We start from the raw sequence: 21,539 nt of genomic DNA on the forward strand, positions 1-21,539 counted from the left end.
TCGCATGTATCGACGGGACGAACTCGTCGGCATGGCGGGCATTCGTCGACACCGCGATAGACGCATCGGACGCCGATACCGCTCAACCGCATCCGCTCGCGCCCCCTGTCCACCACGCCAACTCAGACGACAACGAACCACGCCACCGATGCATGAGGAGATTCACAAATGCCAGAAGAGTACACATGCGAGATCACCTGGAACGTGACCGCTGACTCACCGCGCGAAGCAGCAGAGTCAACGTGGAACCACATCAAGGAATCCGACGGCCCCGTAGTCGAAGTATTCCGCAACGGCAGTTCCGTGTATGTGGACCTGTCTCAGGACGCCGACGATGCGGCGACGACCGCTCAATCGCCACAGTGGACACGGCGCCGTCCGCCGCGTCCGGACGGGTGTCGCTCATGAATACCAAACCGCAGTGCGATCCGGACGCACACGCGATCCGTATCGCCGACGCCATCGCCAATCGCTGGTACACGGTACACGGTGCTGGGCACGTCGAAGTGCCGCTTGGTGTGTCCGCGACACTCTCACTCCTGAGAGAGCACGACCCCGAAGGACCTGGCCTCACTACACAGATCCGCCGCCTCGACGCCGACGGATTCGCAGCCTTCTGCCGGTCGGTGTGGCGCACCATCATCCGTGTTCGCCCGGACCTCACTCACCTCGTCTTCCCGATCATCGAATGGCTCCACACCGATCCCGCGCCCGAGTTGCTCACCCATGCCAAGCACGTCGCTGATGCCGCGCTCGACGCCGGTCACATCGAGTTCACCGCAACCGGCCAGAGCGACGCCGCCGACCTGCTCGGCGCTGTCCTCACCGTGCTACGCGCCGATCGCGCCACCCGGGCCCGTGAACAGTTCTACACACCACTCGCCCTCGCCGACACCATGGCCGCGCTGCTCGGGGTGCCTCACGAGGGGGAATCGGTGTATAACCCCGCGCTCGGAACCGGTGGCCTGTTTCGCGCTACCGCCCAAGCCATGCGCCAGCGTGGGCGTGACCCATCGACCGTGACCTGGGTCGGCTGCGACATCGACGCGCTGGCCATCGCCTGCGCGGCCGTCAACACCCTCGTCTGGGGGCTCGGCCCCCGCGTGCTGCTCGCTGTGGGTGACTCACTGGCCGGTGACGTACTGGAGCATGCTCGTCGCCAACGCGAGGAACTCATTCACATTGCCGACACCATCAGCCTAGTCACACACCTGCGCGCGGCCATCAATACCGCGCAGTACCTGCTGGCCTGCGGCGAGGCAGGCACCCACGCCGACGCCCGGCCAAGCTGACCGCCGAGCAGCGCGAGCTGGCCGGCCAGCTGCTGAACCGAGAACTGCACTTGCGATGACCGCGCCCCTGCCCCCGCTGACCACTCCGGTCCTGCTGCACCGCGCCGGGCACTTGCTGATGAACGGCGAGAGGCTCAACACTGCCCATCCCGCGACCGGGGAACGTGCCGACTGCGGGCCACCGAGTAGCCACCGAGAAGACGGCTGGCGCCCGCTGCGGCACGAATCGCTAGACCGGGTTTACCAGGCCAGGAGTTCCCGAACGCGCGTGCTCTTCGGCTGCGCCACGTCAGACACGCGGTGTGTTAACCCTCCCGTCAATATTTACATCAATGTGCGATAGCGTGTTTACACTGACGTGAGGGAGGCTTGCGATGTCTGACGACATGCTGCAGAAGCTGCGTGCGGCCAGCGAGCAGGTTCAGAAAGCTGAGGCGGACCATCAGGCGCTCACGAAACAGATCAAGGATCTCGAGACACGCAAACGTACCGCGTTTCGACAAACGAAGCGTCTTCGTGCTGAACTCCGGACCCTCGTGCGAGAAGCCGTTGCCCAGGGCGAGCTATCCAAGACCGAGATTGCTGACGCGGCGCAGGTGAGCCGCCCCGCGCTCTATACGTTCATCGAAGACAACGACTAACATCGGTACCCTCTCAGTGCGGCGGGCGTCGGATCCTGCCGCACGGCCTCAGCGAAATGACTGTCGTCGCACTGGCCGACACGCTCGGCATGCGCTGATCCAGGCTGCGGCGACGGCCCGCTGATCGTGGTCGCGGAAACGTCAACTCATTCGAGGCCATCGAACTGGCCCGACCTTGGCCCGACCCCGTGGTCGGGCGCGTCGAATCATCAGCCCCGCCGGGACGGCCCCCGTGGTGCGCGGGCGTTTGCGCCGGGTGGGTGTCTGCTTGGGTTCGTGGACGCGGCGGGATGGCGACGAAAACGGAGTCAGTCATTTGGCTGGCCGCGTGGCGCCGACGAAGTTCGACTGCCAGATTCGCTCGATTCGCACCACCGAACCCGCATGGGGCGCATCAATCATCTTCTCGGACGAGACCGCGATCCCCACGTGGGTCACCGCGTCTGGGCTGGAGCCGAAGAAGACGAGATCGCCCGGACGGATCGGCTGACCGGCAGGCACGAGAGGCCCGGCGTCGTATTGCGTCTGTGCTGTGCGAGGCAGGGAAACACCGGCGGCTTCGTAGGCGGCGTTGGTGAGGCCCGAACAGTCGAATCCGGCGTCCCCGCCGGCTGGGCCGTCGCCGCCCCAAACATACGGCAGCCCCAACTGGCCACAGGCATAGTTGATCGCGTTCATCGCCGCCCGGGAAGGGGCCGGGATATCTACACAATGTCCGCTCCCCGTCTGCAAGCAAGTGCTCACGAACTGCTCATGATCTTCCGGAATTGCCTGCCAATTCCCGGAACCTACACGCCCGACAAGGGCTTCGGCGGCCGGGTGGCGGGGTGCGTATCGGTCGGGGAAGGCGGATCTCTGGACGTGTTGTTCGGCGACGCCGTCCGGCAGGTGCTGCCATCCGGGTATGGCGGTGAGGGCGTCGAGGAAGGCGTTCGTGGCGTAGATCGGGTCGCGTAGCTGCGAGGGACTCCCCCAGCCTTGGCTGGGGCGCTGCTGATAGACGCCGACCGAGTCGCGGTCGCCGCCGTCGAGGTTACGCAGGTCGGATTCGACCAGCGCGGTGGCGACGGCGAGCACGGCGGCGCGCCTCGGCAATCCCCGAGCGGCGGTGGTGTCCACGATAATGCGAGCGATCGCGATCTGCTCGTGGGTAAGCGGTCTGTTGGGCACCTCGCCCGGACCTGGCGTGGTACCACACGCATTCGAGGTGAGCGTCGCGCCCCCGATGAGAGCAGCCCCGAGAACGAGAAGAAATACCACGCTTCCGGCGACGGCTGCGCCCGCGATCTTGAGCATCAGAGGGTGTCCCGCCAGGGCTGGGCGCTGCCCGGCGGCGGCAGCGGCAAGGGGCACGCTGGTACCGGGCCGGGCGTTGCTGCCGCAGCCGTGCTGGAGACGGCCGCTAGTGAATGTCGCGAATGTCGGGGCCAGGTGCGGGCGAGGTCGGTGAAGCCGCACCGGCCGCTGCCGTGCAGCGTCAGCCAGCGGGCCGCGTCGGGGTCGTAGTGATATTCGGGTGGGTCGATATCGAAGCTGGCGGTTGCCACGGGGACGGCCGCGGGCGTGGCGAGGGTGCGGTGCGCGCGTTGCAGGGTGGCGCGGGCGGCGGTTTCACGGGCGCGGTGTGGGAACACGAACAGCACGGGAGTGGTGATCGCGGTGGTCTCGGCGAGCCGGTGATAGCTGGTGAGTTTGCCGGTCATGTCGCCGGGCGGTTCGGTTCCCCAGTCCAGTTCCAGAAAGAACTCGAGCTCACCGCCTGCGCTCGTGCGCCACCGGCCGTAGGCGTCGGGGCGGGCGATGCCGCCGTAGTAGCGGGCGCAACGCCGTTCGGACCACCACGCGGTGAGCGTCCCGGCAGGTTCCGGTTGGCGGGAGGCAGCAGCGAGGGCGGTGAAGAACCCGTTGACCGTGACCGCGTGGGCGAGAGTGAGGGAGTAAGCGATACCGACGGCCCGGTCGCGGCGATAGCCGAGTTCAGCGACGGAGATGCCCCCCTCGTGCGCGAGCACGTGGGCGCCAGCGACGTCGAGGACGTAATGCATGGGCGCCGTGCCGGTGCCAGCCAGAGCGTGGGGCTGGAACCGGTCAACGACCCGCCATTGGTACAGGCGCAGTAGCCGTTTGTTCGCGGCCCAGAGCCGCGGAAAGGCGAGTTCAGCGATTTGTATGGAGGTGAGCACGCGATGCTCGTGCAGCATGCGGATCAGCCACATGTCGCGCGCGGTGAGTCGCCGCGCGAGCGCGGCGTGGTGTTCGGCACCGGCTGCGGCGCGGTCTGCTGGGCGCGGGTGGCGGGGGCTTCGCAGGGCGCGCTGGGGTGTGGGATTGGTGATCATCACGGGCTCCAGGGGTTTTAGGGAAGGGTGCGGGGGTCGATGTACGGGCGCCGCTGCTCGCGCTCTCCGCTTGCGACGCGAGCGGCATGGCGGCTGGCAGCCCGGCGGATGCAGCGGGCACGCCCGGGCACGGCCGGCGCAAGTGGCTGGGTACATAACGTGAACGGTGGGGATTCCTCGCCGTGCAGCACGAGCCGGGCGGCGGCATGGAAGCCCCCGAGGTGGCACAGGTCGTGCTCGGACAGGCGGGGCTCGGTGTGCCGCGCGAGTTGGTGTGCGTCGCCCGGCGAAACGGTGAAGTACAACTTGCTGCGCGCGTTGGCGGCGATGCCGTCGGCGAGATCGCGAGTGAGTTGGTTGAGATGTTGGTGGGCCAGCACGAGCGAGAGGTGGTAGGCGCGCGCTTCCGCCAACAGGTCTTCCAAAGGGAAGGGCAGGTGCAGGAAGTTGTGCGCTTCGTCGATCACGAGGGACGCGTCGGCGCGCTCACGTTCCGGTCGAGTCGTTCGCGCAGTGGTGGCCTGCCAGGTAGCGGCGACAAGCAGGGAGCCGACAAGCCGCATGGCGTCTACTCCCAGAGTTCCTTTGGGCAATCTGGCCAGCAGCAACCCGCCGTCAAGGACGTCGCTCATTCCGAAGGTGGAGGCGCCGCCGGTGATGGCATGTTTGACGAACGGCCGCAGCAAGAATGCCCTGACCTTGTTCATCACCGGCGCGATCAGGTGGGCACGGTAGGCGTCGCTGGCCTGCTCGTACCACGACCAGAATCCCTTGAGGATGGGTTCGTCAATGGTGACAACGACCTTGGCGCGGAAACTCTCGTCGGTGAGCAGCCTGGGCAGGTGCGCGAGGGTGGCGGGCGTGCCGCCGGTGATGCGGGGATCGAGGCCGTGCAGGCTGAGGCATCCAGCGCGGAGGATGTCGTCGGTGCGCGGTCCCCAGGCAGAGGAGAACACGCGGGCGAAGACGGACACGATGTTCTCCGCAGCCTGGTGCCGATCGCCCTCGAGCGGATTCAGGCACGGCGCGTGGCGCGGATCGTCGGCATCGAACAGCACGACCCGCTCCCCCACCCGGGCGGGCAGCCGCTGCAGGATGTCGCTGACAAGATCGCCCCGGGGATCGATGACGACAGCACCGCGTCCAGCGTCCGCGTCGGCGAGCACCAGGGTCGCCAGCAGCGTGGATTTGCCCGACCCGGTGCTGCCCAGCACGTGAAGGTGGTGCCGGGCGTCCGGCACGCGCAGGCCGACGGGGCGGGGGTGGCCAGTATTGGTGACACCGAGTGGTTTCGCCGTGGGCCCGGGTTCGACGATGCCAGGCGGTGGACCCACGGCCCGGGCTCCCGCGCGCTGCACCCCAGGGATCATCTGGTCGGTGGGCAGGTGCGCGATCGCGGCGAGCTCGGGAACCGACAGCAGGTCGCCCCGGGTGAAACGGCGCCCCGCGAGCGCGGACAGTGGGCGCGACAGGCGAGTGCGGCGATAGAAGTTGTGGTATTTGAAGACGCCGAACGCACTGGCCAGCGCATGCGCCCGGCCACGCAACCGGCGCCGATCTCCGGTCGGATCGTAGGTGGCATAGCGGATGAGCGTGTCGAACCCGGCGGCGAGGTCCTTCTCGACGATCGCTCGGTCCTGGGCCCGCGCAGCCAGCGCGGCGTGCGGATCGGGGTGCGGCTGCTGGCCGCGCCCACCGGTCGCAGCGGACCCGGGCGTGATGGCGTCCAGCAGCCGCCCCGCCAGGTGGAGTGCTGTGCCGCGACGCAACCGCTGCGCCGCGCGGCGCGTGCGGCACAGTCGACCACCGGTGGCGGGGCGGGCGAGGATCTGGACGCAAGCCCGTTCCTCAGCGGCGAGGCTGGCGGGCGCGGTGAGCAGTGTCCGAATCGCATCAGCGGGATGCTCAATGCGGATGGGCAACGCTTCGGGGCGGGCCAGCCGCAGTTGCCCACCAACGGCCGTCCCCGAGCGGGTGGCCTGGATCGGGCTGTCGGCATCGGTCGCCTGCGTAAGTGCGCCGGGCCAGGCAGCCTCGACCGCGTCCTCGACGATACCCGGCGGGGTGGTGCCAGGGACCCACAGCCGAATCCGCACCGTGTCGCGACTGAACAGGTACTCGAACGCGACGTGCGGCTGTCCGAGCAGCGCGCGCTTCCATCGGGGACGCAGGAGCTGATCTGCCAGGGTGCGCCACAACGTGTGCGCCCCACCGGCCTCGACGGCAGGCGGCGCGAGAATCGTCACGCACCGAGCGCCGGGGTGCAGGGCACGCTGCCGGAGGGACATCCACCACCGACGGGCCAGCATCGCCGACAGCACCGCGGCGCCGAACAGTAGTGCGATCTGCGGACCACGTGCGCTGACCTGATGGATCGCTACGTCGATGATGCGGCCGACGACCGCCCAGGGATCAACGAGGACGTCGACAAGCGGGCCGTCCGGAACCGGGATCTCGGGAGATCGGAGCACGCTGATCATCGGGTGGCTCCGTCGTGGCCGGCGAGGGTGTCTGACGGGTCATCGAGGTCAATGAGCCCCCGGGGTTCGGCTCCGTCGTTGGGCATGCCGCCGAGTAGGGCGGGGCTCGTCTGACAGAGAATGTCCTCCTCAGCGGAGGCGACCGCCTGAAAGGCGACCCGGTGCGCGGCGCCAATGGTGAGCAGGCCCTGACCCTGCTCGGCCGCCAGCAGATAGTGGCGTTCACCATCGGAGAGCCGGAAGGCGGCGGCGACCGCGTCGATCGCTTGTGTGGCCTGGCGCAGCAGGACCTGGGTGGCACTGTTATTGGCGACGGCCTGGCCGAGTTCGGAACCGAGCACGTCGCCGACGTCCTGGGACACGAACGTCAATCCGGCCCAGTGTTTGCGGGCGGCCTTCGCGAGCCGCCACAGGAATTTCGCCCCCGAGGGTTGGGCCATGAGCAACCAGGCCTCGTCCACGATGATCAGTCGGGGCCGGCGGACGGCGGGATGGGTGATCCGCCGCCAGATCGTCTCCAGCGTCAGCAGCGTGCCGATGGGTTTGAGCTCGTCGGGCAGATCCCGCAGGGTGAACACCACGAAGTGGCCCCCGGGGCGGGTGCTGGTGGGCGCGGCGAAGAGGCCGGAGAAGGCGCCCTCGGTGAACGGGCGGAGCCGAGCCGCCAGGTCTGCCCCGGTCCCGCGATGCTCGGCCAGCGCGGCGGCGAAATCAGCGAGCAACGGTGCGGGCCGGGTCCAGGTACGGGAATCCTGGGTGATCCCGGCACGCTGATAGGCCGTGGCGATCGCAGTGTCGGCGACGGCGCGCTCGTCGGCGGACAGCTCGGCACCGAGCACGGTGTCCAGCACCGTGTGCAGGGTGAGGCTGTGGCGGGTGAGCGTGTCGGGTGCCGCGTGGCGCCGACCGTCCGGTCCGATGGTGATCGGCAGGTCAAGCGGGTTGAGCGTGACGCCTTCGGCGCCGAGGTCGATGCGGGTGCCGCCGACCGTATCGGCCAGCCGGGCGTACTCACCTTCCGGATCGATGACCGCGACTTCCACACCCCGATACAGCGACCGAAGCGCTTCCAACTTGACCAAATAGGACTTACCCCCGCCGGACCGACCCAGTACCACCGAGTTGTGGTTGTCACAGGCGAACCGGTCATGGTGCACCAGTCCCTGGGAGCCGAGGTTGCGCCCATAGAGCACACCGGACACTCCGCTGGGAAGGTCCGCGGAGGCGAACGGGAAGGCGGCGGCGATCGCCTGGGTGTCGACGGTGCGGCGCAACCGGATCAGGTCCAAACCGAGCGGCAAGCAGCTAATCCAACCTTGGAGTGCCCGGTAGGTGGTCGGCCGGGCGTCCAGCAGCAGGCTGGCACACAAGGCGCGCACCGCCGCGACCTCGCTCGCGAGATGGTCGGCGTCGCGTCCGTGCACCGTCAGCCCAAGGCCAATCCGGAACAGTTTCCCGTCGCCCCGGGCCAGACGTGCCGACAGCTCGTAGGCGTCCTCGGTGGCGACCTCCGCCTGCGGGTCGGTGAGTCGACCGTGCTCGGCGATGTGTCGACGTCCGCTTTCCAGCTTCGCGAGCTGCCGTTGCAGCCGTGTCGCCGCCGCGGTCGGGTCGATCGGCTCGACGTGCACGGAAACATCGACCCGGCCAGGGTAGGTCAGCAACGGCGTCAGCCAGCCGCTGCCGACCTCGCGGGGATAGCCAATGACAGCGAGCGACGCGACGTGTTCGTCGCCGAGGTCGAGGTGCCGCGCTCCGATCGTCAACGCCTCGGGCGCGAAACCAGCAGAGCCCGCGCCCTTCGGTGCCCCGTGTGCGGTGCGGCTGCGTCGTCGGCCCATCATGAGCCGTACCTCCTGTGGAACTCGGCGATCCGTGGGTCGACGCTGGCGTCGTCGTCCTGCTCGGGTGGGGCGTCGGTGGTCGACGCCGCGGTGATGACCTCGTCTGGCCCAGCCAGTGGTGCGGCGGGGCGCCACACGTTGTGGGGGTTGCAGGCGGCGGCCAGCAACTCCGTGGCCTGGGTGGTATCGAGCGGGGTAACGGTGATACCTGCGGGCGCCAGGAGGCTGGCCGCCTCGGACAGCCGTCGGGCAAGGCGCGCGTCGACGACATGCCGGTGCGTGTCGGTCCCGGATCGTGCGCGCCGTGGCCTGCGGCCGGGCGCGGGTGTGGCTGTCGGTGGTTCGCGTAGGACGAGCAGGATGTCGCGGTCCAGCAGATCGGTGTCACGGCCGAGGTCGCCGAGGAAGTCGGCGTGCGAGCGGGCGGCGCGCTCCAAGGCGGGGTGTGGCAGGGCGGGCGCGTCCTCGCGCAATCGGGCAATGTGCTCCGTGAGGTCGAGGCGTTCGACCCGGACCAGGATTTGGGCGGCCGCGGTGAGGCTGTTCAGGTAGCGGCCGAACGCGGCCATCAGCGCGTCGTGTTCCTCCGCGGTGCGCAGCGCGAAGTTCACCGGCGAGCAACGCGCCACGGCGGCACACCCGTCGCGCCCGAGATCGATGATCCCGGCCTCGCCCACCCCGGTGGCGGGCAACTCCAGCGGCACCACCGGCGCCCGTCCACTTTGGGACCCATCGTGGCGGGCGTGGCGGGTAAGCCACCGTGGTGGCGTGATGACGCCCTCCGGTGCGTCGACACGGCGGCGCGGAGTCAGCCAGTGGCGGATCGCGGCGAGCAGAAACCGGTCGAGGCTGATCCCGTCGCGCTCCCCCAGCGCGACGACGACGGCTGTCACCCCTACCGGCACGGCAAGGGTGAGGAACAGCGGCAGGGGCAGCACGCTGCGGGTCGCCGCCCACACCCCGTAGAGCGCGACGGCGCCGCTAGCCAGAATCGCGAGCTGTCGGGCGGTGAGGTTCGCGACCAGTCGGTCGTCGCGCTCGACGTCGGCGGGGATGGTGACGGTCGGCCGGGTCATGACGTGCGTCCTCCTCGTCGAGGGTGGTTCCTCCGCGAATCGCGGGGCGCGGGTGGGACCGCTCGGAACAGCGGTGGCTGGGGTGCGCGCTGGGCAAGCCGGTCCGCGGCACGGCCGACCGCCGGCACTGAATGCGATGGCAGGTCAGGCTGCTGCTGGTTCCGCTGGGGCGTGGCGCTCGCGGAGTTCGCGAGCGGTCGCCATGCCTGCCGTCCAGCTGCCCGCGCCCGCTCGGCTCGGTCCGGTAGGCGGGGCTGACGCGAGCCCGCTACCCCGACAGTGGAATTGTTGTGGAGCCCAGTACGGCGACGGTCCTGGCCGCTGCGACGGCTCTCGCGCTCCGAGGTGTGTTCGACGGGCCGGCCCTGCCCCTGTGGTGTGGCTTCGATCGGCGGTGCGGGCTGGGTCGGCACCGCGGTGTAGGGCCCGGTCGGCCGCACCGGGGTTGGCGTCGTCGATCGTGCCGGTGACGCGGGTGCCGCGCCTGGCCGCACCCCCGGTGCCGACGTCGCGGGTGCCCCGGGACGGTGGACTTGGGCCACCCGCGCTGTGTGCCCGAGATCTCCGCTATTGGCGGCGCGACCGGTGAGCACGCCGAAGGTTTTGTAGGCGATCCAGCCGCGCACCACTGAACCCATCAAGGAACGTCGGCCCCCGGAGAGCCGAGTCGCGGACAGGATCCAGAATGGGATTTTGAGCAGGATGTAGACCAGCGTGATCGCCACGAGCAGGTTGATCAGCCCGGACGGGGTCGGCCCCCAAGGGTTCCAGCCGCTCGGGTCAAAGAACACGCGCAGAGCGACCAGCAGCGTCAGCGACTGGACTATTTGGATCGCCAGCACAGCGGCGAAGGCGCGCCACCACCAGCGGGCCACACCCTCGGTCTGCGGCAGAGCGTGGCACACCAGGGCCAGTGGCGCGCCGATCACCAGGATCACGGTGATGGCGACGCGCAGGATGTAGGTGATCAGCAGCGCGACCAGCAGCACCGCCAGTGCAAGCCCGAGCAGCAACAAGAACAGGCCACCACCGGAGAGTGCGCCGCTGACCATGTCGCCCAGTGCGTCGCCCGCCGAGTCGGTGTCGAGGCCGTCGGCGAGCAGCGCCGACGATAAGGCGTTGGCCACCCGGATGGCCTTCTCGGCGACAAACAGCGACACGAACGCGGCCAGGAACCCGACGACCAGCCGCGGCAGAAGTTCCTTGATCGTGTAGCGGGTCTGCACGCTCTCGTAGCTCATCACCAGGATGCCGGCGAGGAGGATCAGCGTGCTGTAGACGGCGAGCCCGAGTTCCCATGAGTTGCGCCAGAGCGGCCCGACCTGCGGCAGGTCCTGCAGGGTCGGGGTCATCAACAGCGTGTCCGACATCAACCGCAGCAACGGGTTCAACGCGGACTCCACGATCCCGCGAAACAGCGCCTCAAGGTGGCAGCCGAGGTCGAATAAGCCGCAGTCGGCCTCACCCATGTCGGCGGGACCGCCGCCGTCGCTGCCCGGATCCACGAACTCGCCATCCGGTGGTGGCGTGGGATCGGGGATGCAGTCCTCGTCGGCACACGGCTCCGGCGGGGGCGGCTCGGGCACGATGGTCATGGCGTCACAGCCCGACGATGCCTTGCAACACTGTCACGAACAGCGGCGCCAACGCCGCCAGGGCGAACCCGATGCCCGCCGCCTTGAACGCCGCTTTCGCGCGTTCGACCTCACCGGGATCGCCGCCGGCCATGGTGTAGCGGACGCCGCCGATCGTGGCGAACACCACCGCCAACATCGTCAGAATCCCCATCAGCCAGTTGCGGATGTTGCCCAGCACCTCGGAGACCGACCGGGCCTGCGCCACAACCAGATCCGCGCTCGCGGAGTCGGAGGCCAGCACGGACAGCAGCAGCGCAGCCTGCACCGCGAGCGCGAGCACCCGCCAGGTGCGGGTCCGGTCGCGCTCACGGCGCGGGCGGTGATCCGAAATGCGGCGCTTTAGGCCCATCAGCGAACCTCCGAGTCCGGCCCTTCCCGCGACGAAGGGCGTCCGGCGGGCGCAGAGCCCCTACACCTCAAAAGACCGGATTTCCGGCCCCGATCTCTCACCGAGCGTGACGATCTTCTCCGGCGCGGCGTCCGTCCATTGCGGGCGCGACCGCTTACGGCGCGTGACGGCGGTCGTGGCGAGCCCGGCCGCTGGGCGGCGGCGCGCAGCGCCAGTGAGGTGGTGGCGGCAGGCAGTACGTCGTCCGCGGGATCGCCGTCGCCTTGGTCGTCGTGAAGGAGGTAGGTGACCAGGCGGCGCTCCGCCCGCCAGCGCGCATTGTTGGCCGTCGAGTAGGGCACATGGTGGGCCTGCGCCCAGGCGGCGAGCGTGTCGTCTTCGAGCCGGGTGCGGCCGATGAGATCGGCCTCGACCGGTGTGACGATCCCGTCCGCGACCGCGCGGGCAAGGACGAGGTCGGGATGTCCCCACGGCGGTCGTGGCACGGCGGAGCGGAACCGTGACCAGAAGATCTCGAGGACGTCGCTGGACTCATCCGGATCGATGGGCAGCGGTGCTTGCGCAGCGTCCATGACGGCGGCGTGCCCAGCGCGGTACGCGGCCCACCGCAGAGTGTCGAAGAGTCGCTTGCGGGCCGGATCCGCCGACGACAACGCCTGCAGGAAGCCGGCGAGGATGGCTGCGTGCAGGTCCGCGCGGTCCCCCCGGTACCACGTGCCGAGGGTGCGGGCGCTCGCCGCGAGGGAGGGCAACGCCAGCCCGGCAGCGGCGAGCTCCCAGTCAGCTCGTCCGTCCTGCGCCCGCCGGACCACGAGCGACCACACCGTGTCCCTCGTGCGAGCCGGGCAGGTCTTCGCCAGCAGCCGCGACCGGACCTCGCTCAAGGTTAAGAGGCGGTTCGGGAAACCGGGCACATGGTGCCCGTCGATCGTCACCGGGCTTGGCCCCGTTGTCAGCGCCGCGAACTCGTCCGCCACGACATCGAGCGGAGAACCGGCGACGCCACGTATTCGTCGTGTCTCGTGAGGTGTTTTCTCGGTCATGAACCCACGGGAGCAGTCCATCGACAAGGAAACGACGACACATCGACGAGAAAACGACGACAAAATCGACGGTGGAGTTTTGTTTCTCCATGACCTCTCAACATGGAGCCGCTGCAGAGCCTCAGCTTCCTCGGCGACCCGATCGCCTCGGGTCAGGCGTCCGCAACCAGCGATGTTGTCACCCCGTTGGCGCCACGTTGTCGCGACGTTGTCGCCCGCACCCGCGCAGGAAACGGCGCGCCGCAGTGCCACCGGCCCGGTATTGAACGTCGACAACCCCAGGCGGAAAAGACCGACTCCACCTAGCACTCGCTCATTCACCGGTGAGCGACACCATGTTTTGTGTGAGCGCAATTTTTGCGGCGTCGGTGAGAGAAACAGCCCACGGATCCGGTCTCTTGCGGTGAAGGCAGTGTTGCCGAGGAAGCCCGAGGAGACCGGCATGTCGCGACGACAGCGGTACCGACACCCAGCAGCGAAGGCGCGGCCACGTGCCGAAGCGAGCCACCCCGCCGACGGTGACACCGACCGTACGCGGGAAGACGGGTGGCGGCGCGCGCCCGCCCGGCGCGCCCCACGCGGTGTCTCGGGGTGGCGCCGGAGACGACGGCACCCACGGGTGGCCAGCGTCTGGCCGTGCGGCAGCCGAGATTGCCAGGCCACGGCGGAGGCCGCCCAGGCGGGGCCCGAGTGGCTCGAACGTGCGGTTTTGCGACTCGTCACCAGCTACACCGAGCCGGGGCACCGGGTCCTGCTAATCGCGCCGCCGCCCCCGCGGACTCGGCGCCCACCGCGCTGGACGACCAGCGACCGCCGGGACCGACCCGATCCATACCTCGACGTGCTCGACACCAACTGGGCCATCTCCCGGCTCGGCCGCAGCGCGCAGACAACGCTCGCCGCCCATCCCACCGGCCCGCACGGCTCCCCCGGCGACCCACGTGTCGGCCAGCGGCCACGCGACGTCCAACCCCACCGTGGCCGGCCTCCGGATCCGGCTCTCAGCCTCACACACGACGATCAGGCGGTCACAGGATCCTTCGATCTGATCGTGACGGTAGCCAACCCCCACGACCACGCCTGGCTCGCCGCACGTGACTGGTCGGCACTGCTGCGCGGAAGCGGCATCCTCGCCATCATCACGCACAGTGACATCGACCGAGGAGAGCTGCGCGACCCCTCAGCGCACATCGTGCTCACCATCCGCAACCGTGGTCTCGTGTGGGTAGACCACATCGTCCTGCTTGACCGTGATCCCGACAGGGGAATACCACCCCGCCCGCCGGACGTGGAGTGGCGCGCCACGCGCCACATCCGCTCCCACCACGACCTCTTGATCTTCGAACGACGGCCGTAACGGCAGCGAGAGGAAGCCACCGATGGGCACGCGCCACAACCGCCACGCCAGCCAGCACAAGACCCCCTGTGGGCCGCAGTCGGTCTGGGCCACCGGCCAGCACGAACCCGCCACCGACTTGATCGACCGCGGCTATCACATCGACACCGCCGCCGACACCGACCGCGTACCACCAGCGGTCGCCGAGCGCGCGATCGAAGCCTACTGCCCGCCGCGCGGCATCGTCCTCGACCCGGACTGCGGCGCCGGCACGGTCCTCGCCGAGGCATTGCGCGACGGTCGCAGCGCGATCGGCGTCACAGAACACCGACGTTGGCGGACACTGGCGACCGCCAACATCAACGCCGTCCGCTACGCGGCTGGTGTCGGCGGGATGGCGTTCGTGGCAGCAGCCGGCGACCATGCCCTGCGCGCCTCACGAGCGGCCGGACTGACGGGCCAGATCGACCTCGCGCTCACCTCAGTACGCACCCACCCGCCGGACAACACCCTGACCACCGCCGGCGCGAAGCTGCGCGCGCTCCTGGAGAACACCCGACCGCTGATGCGCCCCGGAGCGCGAATCGCAATCGTCGTCCCGGCCGCGCGAACCGACGGTACGCCCGCAGGTCTCCTCCGCCTGACTCTCGACGCCGGGGCCTCAGTCGGGCTGCTCCCCACCGAGCGCTGCGTCGCGCTGACCGGTCGCCTCGACCATGGCGAGATCATCAGCCACGCACAGGCGCCGCTGGCAACGGCAGCAATAGCCCAGCGCAAATATCACCGTCGACCGCTCATCTGGCCCGCCCACGTCGACATCGCCATGTTCACGGTTCCGACCACGGCGGCAGTTGCCAACACACAGCGGTTTCCCATGCAATCCACCGACGAGCCGAGGTGGGCAGCGTGACACCCCGAACCAGCCACGGATCAGCCACAACTGAGCCGGTGCACGTCGCAGACCGACTCGCGCTCTATACCGGTGACGCTGTCGAGGTGCTGTCGCAGCTTCCTGCGGCGTCTGCTGACTGCGTAGTCACCTCGCCGCCGTATTGGCGACTTCGTGACTATGGGACAGCAACCTGGAGAGGAGGCGATCCCAACTGCCCGCACACGGTGATCGAGGCCGCGCATCGCAGCGGACACCCACCGCAGTGCCGCCGGTGTGGTGCGCGGCGACACGATCAGCAAATCGGGCTCGAACCCGACCCGGACAGCTACATCGCCAGTCTGCGCGCAGTCTTCGGCCAACTCCGCCGTACCGTGGCGGCCACCGGGACCGTCTGGCTCAACATCGGCGACTGCTACTCGGCCGAGCCGCCCGGCCGCACTCAGAACCCGATGCGGGCAAGCAGCCTCTCCGGTCGGGGCGCGGCCGGACCGTTACGCGAATCCGTCCACAAGGCCGACATTGACCGTACTCGGTCTCTTCCTCGCAAGAACCTCGTCGGCATGCCCTGGCGGGTGGCGTTCGCGCTGCAACGCGACGGCTGGATCCTCCGCAACTGCATCATCTGGGCCAAGCCCAACGCCATGCCCGAGTCGGTGCGCGACCGGTTGTCCACTCGCTACGAGATGATCTTCCTGCTGGTACAGCAGCAGAAATACTACTTCGACCTGGACGCGCTCCGAGAACCCTTGACCCGCCCCGAAGCGCTCGACGAGAACATCGTCATCGGCGGTGTCAAAGGCCGCCACGCCGGCGTCGACTCCACCGCGCGCCGCCGCGGCCAGTCTCGCTACGGAGCCAAGTACACCCACACGGACGCCATCACGCGACGACACGGTGACTCCGTACGCCCGACCGGCCGACGACATGACTCCTTCCATCCACGCGGGAAGAATCCCGGCGACGTATGGAACATCCCGACGCGCCCGCTGAAAGCCGCTCACTTCGCCCCGTACCCCGTCGACATCCCGCTACGCTGTATCGCCGCCGGATGCCCCCCGAACGGAACCGTGCTCGACCCATTCTCGGGCGCCGCCACCACCGGACTCGCCGCGCTGCAACTCGGCCACTCCTATATCGGCATCGACCTCAACCCACAGTTCAACGACATCGGTAAACGGCGGCTGTTACAACACAGCCAAAGAACCGTCGATGTCCGATACTCCAACGCTGCACAAGGTGAAGCTGCGTAATGTCTCGATCGTTGGATGATCTTTTAGACACCAGGCCATGCAGGCAGGAGGCATCGCTGGATCGTGCCATTCGGTCCGGCGCCTGCGAACCCCACAACTCCCGCGCCGACCGCGCGCTCGAATACATCATCCACCTCGCGACCACACGCGCCCCGATCTTCGACAAGGCTGCCTACCGTCAGACACCGCCAGCACTCGGTGGCAACTCGGGCGTCGCCGCGCGAGTTCTCGCGCGCCGCTTCGTCGGCATCGACATCTCACCCACCTACCTCGCCCGCGCTCGTGTGGCCACAAGAGCTGTCTGGGGGAGGGCGGCATGAGCTTATCCATTACCGGTCTGACCTCGCGCACGGTGCTGTACTACCACGGCGATGGTGCCACGCTCTACACCGGCCACGCGGAAGCGAGCATCGCTGAACTCCCGGACGCCTCAGTGGACTGCCTCGTGACTAGCCCGCCCTACTGGCGCCTGCGCAACTACAGCGCGAGCGCCACCGACACCGATGTCTCCGAGCAGATCGGCCAAGAAGAGACCGCCGAGCTGTACGTCGAAGGGTTGCGGCGAGTCTTGGCCGGCGCGCGCCGGGTGTTGACCCCGCGCGCCACAGTCTGGCTCAACCTCAGCGACAGCTACTCCACCAACTCCGACGGCTACCGGTGCACAACGCCCGGACTACCAGGGCAACCCCGGTATCGCCCGCGTGCCGATGTCCCGCACAAGAACCTTCTCGGGATGCCCTGGCGTGTGGGACTCGTTCTTCAAGAAGGCGGATGGATCCTTCGCTCCGCGATTGTCTGGCACAAGCCGAACGCCTCACCGACCTCGGTACGGGACCGCCTGGCATGCTGCCACGAAACGATTTTCCTGTTCGTCACGCAGTCTGACTACTACTTCAACCTCGACACGATCCGCCAGCCCTATAGGGGCGACCGGGCACTGTCCCGACGAGCCCACCGCGGCGGCAACAAACCAAACACCGCCACAGGAAGGTGGTCCCGCGCCGGAGCCGACAGTGGTCGCGGGCGTAACCCCGGCAACGTCTGGACCATCCCACCCGATCGCAGCCGCACCGGCCATCCGGCACCCTCACCGCTGGAAATCCCGAAGCGGTGCATCGCCGCCGGCTGTCCACCTGGAGGGCATGTGCTCGACCCATTCAGCGGCGCAGGCACCACCGGCGTGGCCGCCCGCCACCTGGGGCGCACGTTCACCGGCATCGACATCAACCCCGACTATCACGAGATCGCAATTCGTCGGATCGGACAGGAAGCGGATACGGCATGACCATCCGCGTCCGAATCACCCGTTTGGGGCCTCCGTATCCGCCCTGCCGGCGCTATTCTTCCGGGCCCGCAACTTGGGGCCGGGGCCCGACGTCACCACGAGGAGGGCAGGACACGATGACTCCCCACCACCAGAAACAAGAGCGACTCGATGAGCTACCGCCGCTCATCTCTGTTGAGCGCGCAGCCCGGTTCCTGGGCATCGGCCGAGCCTCGGCCTATCGCTACGCAGCTGCCGGAGACCTGCCCACCCGGCGGCTGGGTGGGCGGGTGTACGTCGTCACTGCACGGCTGCGCGACATCGTCGAAGGTCCCGAAGACGTGGCGGCATGATGACCAGGGCGAAACGCCGCCAGGTGCCCGGCATCTCGGTATACCCCCGGGGCCGGAAGTGGGCCTATGTCATATCCACCGAGCCCGATATCGTGACCGGCAAACGCGAGCGCTGCTTCTACCAGGGCGGATTCGACACCGACGATGAGGCGTGGGAGTCCGCCCTCGCCAGGCAGGCCCAGTTCAACAGCGGCCGCTGCGTCAAGCCGTCCGGCCGAACCGTCCACGAGTTCCTCACCGAATGGCTCAGCTCGGTCAAGCACAGCCTCAAACCCAGCACGTACTCCAACTATCGAACCAACGTCGAGGCCTACATCCGGCCGACGTTCGGTGGCCGCAAGCTGCGCGACGTTTCGGTTCCACTGCTCAACGCCTTCTATCTCCGCCTGCTCGAATCCGGACGTATCAAAGCGGACAACAACACCGCGATGTACGAGTACTGGAGCGAGCACCAACACCTCCGCAACGGCCTGGGTCCCACCCCGAAAGAGATCAGCGCACACTGCGGAACGTCGATCCATGCGGCACGCTCCGCCGTGACGCGCTACCGCCGCGGACGCGTCCCGACCCAGCACTCACCCGGCCTGTCCCCGAAGTCCGTCAAAAACATTCACCGGATGCTGCACCGAGCCCTGGCTGATGCGATGGCCTGGCAGTACCTGGACTTCAACCCGACCGAGCACGCCAAGGTGCCGCGTACCTCGCGACGCAGGAACCGTCCCCAGCCTTGGACCGTAGACGAAGTCGCCAGCTGGCTCGACGTCGCCTTGCAAGACCGCTTCGCCGGCATGTGGGTGCTGGCCGCCACCACCGGCATGCGTCGCTCCGAGCTCGCTGGAGCCGACCGTGCCGGACTCGACCTCACCCGCAAAATCTTGGTCATCGACGACACCCGCGTCGTCGTTGATGGCGCAGTTGAAGAGGAGGACGGCAAGTCAGATGCCGGCGAGCGGGAAATCTCCCTCGACTCCTTCACCGTCGCAGCCCTGACCATGCACCTCGAGATGCTCGACACCGAACGCGAAAGCTTCGGCGACGATTACGTCGACAGCGGCAAGCTCATGTGCTGGCCAGACGGACGACCCCTGCATCCCGCCACCATCACCGACACGTTCAACCGACTCGTCGACAAGGCCGGCGTGCGCCGCATCCGGCTGCACGACGTCAGGCACTCATACTCCACGCTAGCGCTCGACTCCGGCGTCGACGTCAAGATCCTCAGCGACCGCGTCGGCCACGCCAATCCCAATGTCACCTACCAGATCTACACCCACCCCTCCACCGGCCACGACCGCCCAGCGGCCGAACTAGTCGCTAACCTCATCCAAACGGCGATGACAACCGCCGCCCGGCGACGCGCCGAGGAAAACACCGCGCGAGCCGGAGTGAACGGCGTCACCGAACGATCCGGCAGCAGCTGAAAATCTCAGGCATCGAAGGACCTTCTGGCGCGTCGCGCCTCAGCAACGCAGCCTCCCGCATCCCTCTTTGCGAGAGAATGGGCGATCTGGCCACGCCGATTCACGCTGATCCGCGCAATAGTGATCACTTACGATGGGCTCACCGGCTTCGGCATTCCCATTCGCAGCAGTCGATGCGGTGGAATTGGTTGCACGGTTTGCCAACGCGAAACGCGCCAGGCATGCTCCGAGTCAGAATTTCGCGCAGCTCATGTCGAATGCAACGGTATGTTGTAAGCGTCGCATCACAGTGAGAGCTGCAGTCAGTTCTCAAAGTCCGCCTGCTCGAACTTGAGCACTGTTGAGGGTGCCGATGGTTCGTTCGGCGGATGGTGGGGGTTGATCTTGTTCGTCGGCCCCGGCAAGTAGCTTGTGCTCCTAATGGTTGCGCGGCGGCGATCACGAGCAGCGCCGGGTCGGCGAACATCCGACAGGCAGCAGGCAGCGCAGCGCACGCTCGTAATAGCCCGTTGCTCATCGAGAATGTTTTGCAGACCACCTATCTGAAAAACCGCAGCTTAGCTACTTCGACCTGAAAAAGTCGCCGCGTGGCGGTGCGCCGGATGGGGCGCGTTGAGCGAGAGGATGGCCTCGACCCCTTGGGCGAGAAGGGATCGAGGCCATCGTGTTTCGCACTGTAGGTGATCAGCCAGCGTTGTGGGAGTCGGTGCTGCCGGAGGCGTGTCTCCGACTGCCGGCCGAGCTGGAACGTGTCGATGAACTTCTGGACGATCCGGCGTTCTTCGCTCCGTTCGTACCGTACTTCGATCCGCGGATCGGGCGGCCGTCGACGCCGATGGAGATGTATCTGCGGTTGATGTTTCTGAAGTTCCGCTACCGGCTGGGCTACGAGTCGCTGTGCCGCGAGGTCAGCGATTCGATCACGTGGAGACGATTCTGCCGGATCGGGCTGGACGGGGCGGTGCCGCACCCGACCAGCATCCTTGTCTCATCTTGGACCCGGTATTACGAACGCCTTTCCGGGGACGGGCGCGTATGAGTCGCTGGGACAAACTCTCACTTCACGGAAAACCTCGCTAAGAGAACTCCACGCTAGACGACTTATATTTCGACTCGAGGTCGATCTTCCGGTCGGTCAAGAATTATTCGGATGTCGTTCTCGGGCAGCCCGCCCTGCTCAAGGATCTTTGTGAAGAGAATGCCGTATTCTTCGGCGACGTCAAGTGCTCGTCGCAGTAGGACCGGGGCTTCGGGCTTGCCAAGGTTTCCTGGTTCCTTCTTCCTCCACCCGCGTGCTGACAGTGCCTTCCAGGCTTGGGTGTAGGCTTTTTCATCCATCACGTTCAGGCGTCTTGCGCGAACAATGAGAGACGCGATCGACGCATGCCACTTTTCCTTTAGGTAGAGAAGCGTCGGCCAGTCGGCGCGCGAGGGCAGTTCATCTCTAATGTCATCAGCTGGCATAAGAAATGCAGAGGCAAAAGCGTGTGCTTGGTCTTCAGTCTGTTTAGTTCCCGCTTGCTCGTTGCCGTGCATAACCAGATGTCCAAGCTCATGCGCAGCATCGAATCGGGACCTGTCACGCGAATTCTTATCTGCACTGAGCGCGATGATTGGTCGGTCGGGAAAGTTTACGCTAAATGCATCAACCTTCTCGAGGCCCACGAGGAAGCGGACCGTGATGATTCCGTGCCGTTCCACGGTGCGGATAACGTCGTTGATCGGCCCCGGGGGAATTCCCCAATGCTTGCGTGTTTCTTGAGCAAGGGTCTCGATTTCAGCGCTGTCCGTCTCTTCTGTGACAGGCGGCTGGACTCGAGGCAGGTCCAGTTCGGGGAGAGCAACGAACTTCTCAACTTCGAGGGCAAGTTCTCTGGCCAGCTGTACGTAGGCCAGCGCCTGGTGTCGATCCCGGGGGGAAGTCGAACGCAAGCTGCGGAAGAACCCAGTGGCTCCTCCGGGCTGGGGAGGTCGTGCGGGAGCCGCGAAGAAGCTCAGGGGTACCCGAAGTGCTACGGACAGTCGACGCAAAGTGGCACCAGACGGTCTCGTGTGTCCGTTCTCGAACTGGCTGACGGATGCCGACGTTACCGAGCCGGTCTCACGTGCGAGTTCCACCTGGGTGAGTCCTCGAAGTTCCCGCGCTATGCGCAACCGGTTTCGGTCGAACAAGGCCGCAATGTCGGCGGCATCCAGCTCAACGTGGCTCACGTCGCTCACCTTCGTCACCCCACTCTGAGCAGGAGGAACAGCCCCTAATCCTGGTACCCGGTCGCATCTTAGGTGTGCCTTGGTTGTCGAGGCGCCGGCTGGAGCTAGGTG

General features: G+C 67.3%; 18 protein-coding genes and 1 pseudogene. 10 read left to right on the plus strand and 9 right to left on the minus strand.

Annotation, left to right across the window (positions count from 1 at the left end):
- Positions 1–404 precede the first annotated feature (404 nt).
- Positions 405–1,292: an N-6 DNA methylase gene (locus ACFQGD_RS27795; protein ID WP_345401548.1), complete on the plus strand. Its 888-nt coding sequence runs from the start codon at positions 405–407 to the stop codon at positions 1,290–1,292.
- A 374-nt stretch (positions 1,293–1,666) separates the two neighbouring features.
- Entirely contained in the window at positions 1,667–1,933 is a 267-nt protein-coding gene (locus ACFQGD_RS27800) for a hypothetical protein (RefSeq protein ID WP_345401545.1), read from the plus strand.
- A gap of 312 nt (positions 1,934–2,245) precedes the next feature.
- On the opposite strand, the gene ACFQGD_RS27805 is transcribed toward ACFQGD_RS27800, so the two are convergent.
- From ACFQGD_RS27805 to ACFQGD_RS27840, 8 genes are read right to left on the minus strand one after another with little or no spacing between them, the layout of a single operon-like run.
- On the minus strand, positions 2,246–3,229 hold the full coding sequence (locus ACFQGD_RS27805; RefSeq protein WP_345401542.1) for a C40 family peptidase: 984 nt from the start codon (positions 3,227–3,229) through the stop codon (positions 2,246–2,248).
- Complete coding sequence (locus tag ACFQGD_RS27810) at positions 3,229–4,272, minus strand: replication-relaxation family protein (protein WP_345401539.1); 1,044 nt, start codon at positions 4,270–4,272, stop codon at positions 3,229–3,231. The genes ACFQGD_RS27805 and ACFQGD_RS27810 overlap by 1 nt, the downstream gene beginning before the upstream one ends.
- 17 nt (positions 4,273–4,289) lie before the next feature.
- Entirely contained in the window at positions 4,290–6,752 is a 2,463-nt protein-coding gene (locus ACFQGD_RS27815; protein WP_345401536.1) for a type IV secretory system conjugative DNA transfer family protein, read from the minus strand.
- Positions 6,749–8,596, minus strand: a complete 1,848-nt coding sequence (locus ACFQGD_RS27820) for a VirB4 family type IV secretion system protein (protein ID WP_446685152.1) — start codon at positions 8,594–8,596, stop codon at positions 6,749–6,751. The genes ACFQGD_RS27815 and ACFQGD_RS27820 overlap by 4 nt, the downstream gene beginning before the upstream one ends.
- Entirely contained in the window at positions 8,593–9,672 is a 1,080-nt protein-coding gene (locus tag ACFQGD_RS27825) for a PrgI family protein (protein ID WP_345401533.1), read from the minus strand. Before ACFQGD_RS27825 ends, ACFQGD_RS27820 begins: the two co-directional genes overlap by 4 nt.
- Entirely contained in the window at positions 9,669–11,267 is a 1,599-nt protein-coding gene (locus ACFQGD_RS27830; protein ID WP_345401530.1) for a hypothetical protein, read from the minus strand. Before ACFQGD_RS27830 ends, ACFQGD_RS27825 begins: the two co-directional genes overlap by 4 nt.
- A gap of 4 nt (positions 11,268–11,271) precedes the next feature.
- Positions 11,272–11,658: a pilin gene (locus ACFQGD_RS27835; protein WP_345401527.1), complete on the minus strand. Its 387-nt coding sequence runs from the start codon at positions 11,656–11,658 to the stop codon at positions 11,272–11,274.
- Entirely contained in the window at positions 11,658–12,701 is a 1,044-nt protein-coding gene (locus tag ACFQGD_RS27840) for a hypothetical protein (RefSeq protein ID WP_345401524.1), read from the minus strand. Before ACFQGD_RS27840 ends, ACFQGD_RS27835 begins: the two co-directional genes overlap by 1 nt.
- A 442-nt stretch (positions 12,702–13,143) precedes the next feature.
- Here ACFQGD_RS27840 and ACFQGD_RS27845 point away from each other — a divergent pair, with 442 nt between their 5' ends.
- From ACFQGD_RS27845 to ACFQGD_RS27880, 8 genes and pseudogenes are all read left to right on the plus strand, one after another.
- A complete protein-coding gene (locus ACFQGD_RS27845) occupies positions 13,144–14,058 on the plus strand; it encodes a hypothetical protein (protein ID WP_345401521.1) in 915 nt (304 codons plus the stop codon).
- Positions 14,059–14,080: 22 nt separating this feature from the next.
- Positions 14,081–14,947 carry a DNA methyltransferase gene (locus tag ACFQGD_RS27850; protein WP_345401518.1) on the plus strand — a complete coding sequence of 289 codons (867 nt, stop codon included), beginning with the start codon at positions 14,081–14,083 and terminating at the stop codon, positions 14,945–14,947.
- Between the two features lie 38 nt (positions 14,948–14,985).
- Complete coding sequence (locus ACFQGD_RS27855) at positions 14,986–16,179, plus strand: DNA-methyltransferase (RefSeq protein WP_390183684.1); 1,194 nt, start codon at positions 14,986–14,988, stop codon at positions 16,177–16,179.
- Positions 16,179–16,499 carry a hypothetical protein gene (locus ACFQGD_RS27860; RefSeq protein WP_345401512.1) on the plus strand — a complete coding sequence of 107 codons (321 nt, stop codon included), beginning with the start codon at positions 16,179–16,181 and terminating at the stop codon, positions 16,497–16,499. Before ACFQGD_RS27855 ends, ACFQGD_RS27860 begins: the two co-directional genes overlap by 1 nt.
- Complete coding sequence (locus ACFQGD_RS27865; RefSeq protein ID WP_345401509.1) at positions 16,496–17,464, plus strand: DNA-methyltransferase; 969 nt, start codon at positions 16,496–16,498, stop codon at positions 17,462–17,464. The genes ACFQGD_RS27860 and ACFQGD_RS27865 overlap by 4 nt, the downstream gene beginning before the upstream one ends.
- 116 nt (positions 17,465–17,580) lie before the next feature.
- Complete coding sequence (locus ACFQGD_RS27870; RefSeq protein WP_345401506.1) at positions 17,581–17,796, plus strand: helix-turn-helix domain-containing protein; 216 nt, start codon at positions 17,581–17,583, stop codon at positions 17,794–17,796.
- Positions 17,793–19,217 (plus strand): tyrosine-type recombinase/integrase, encoded by a 1,425-nt coding sequence (locus tag ACFQGD_RS27875; protein ID WP_345401503.1) that lies wholly within the window; start codon positions 17,793–17,795, stop codon positions 19,215–19,217. The genes ACFQGD_RS27870 and ACFQGD_RS27875 overlap by 4 nt, the downstream gene beginning before the upstream one ends.
- Positions 19,218–19,881: 664 nt before the next feature.
- A pseudogene (locus tag ACFQGD_RS27880) lies at positions 19,882–20,202 on the plus strand (transposase); the annotation flags it as partial.
- A gap of 116 nt (positions 20,203–20,318) precedes the next feature.
- Here the strand turns inward: ACFQGD_RS27880 and ACFQGD_RS27885 are convergent.
- Positions 20,319–21,428, minus strand: coding sequence for a helix-turn-helix domain-containing protein (locus tag ACFQGD_RS27885; RefSeq protein ID WP_345401500.1), 1,110 nt, complete (start codon positions 21,426–21,428; stop codon positions 20,319–20,321).
- Positions 21,429–21,539 lie beyond the last annotated feature (111 nt).

The sequence above is a fragment of the Haloechinothrix salitolerans genome (assembly GCF_042662605.1).
GTDB classification, from domain to species: Bacteria; Actinomycetota; Actinomycetes; order Mycobacteriales; family Pseudonocardiaceae; genus Haloechinothrix_A; species Haloechinothrix_A salitolerans.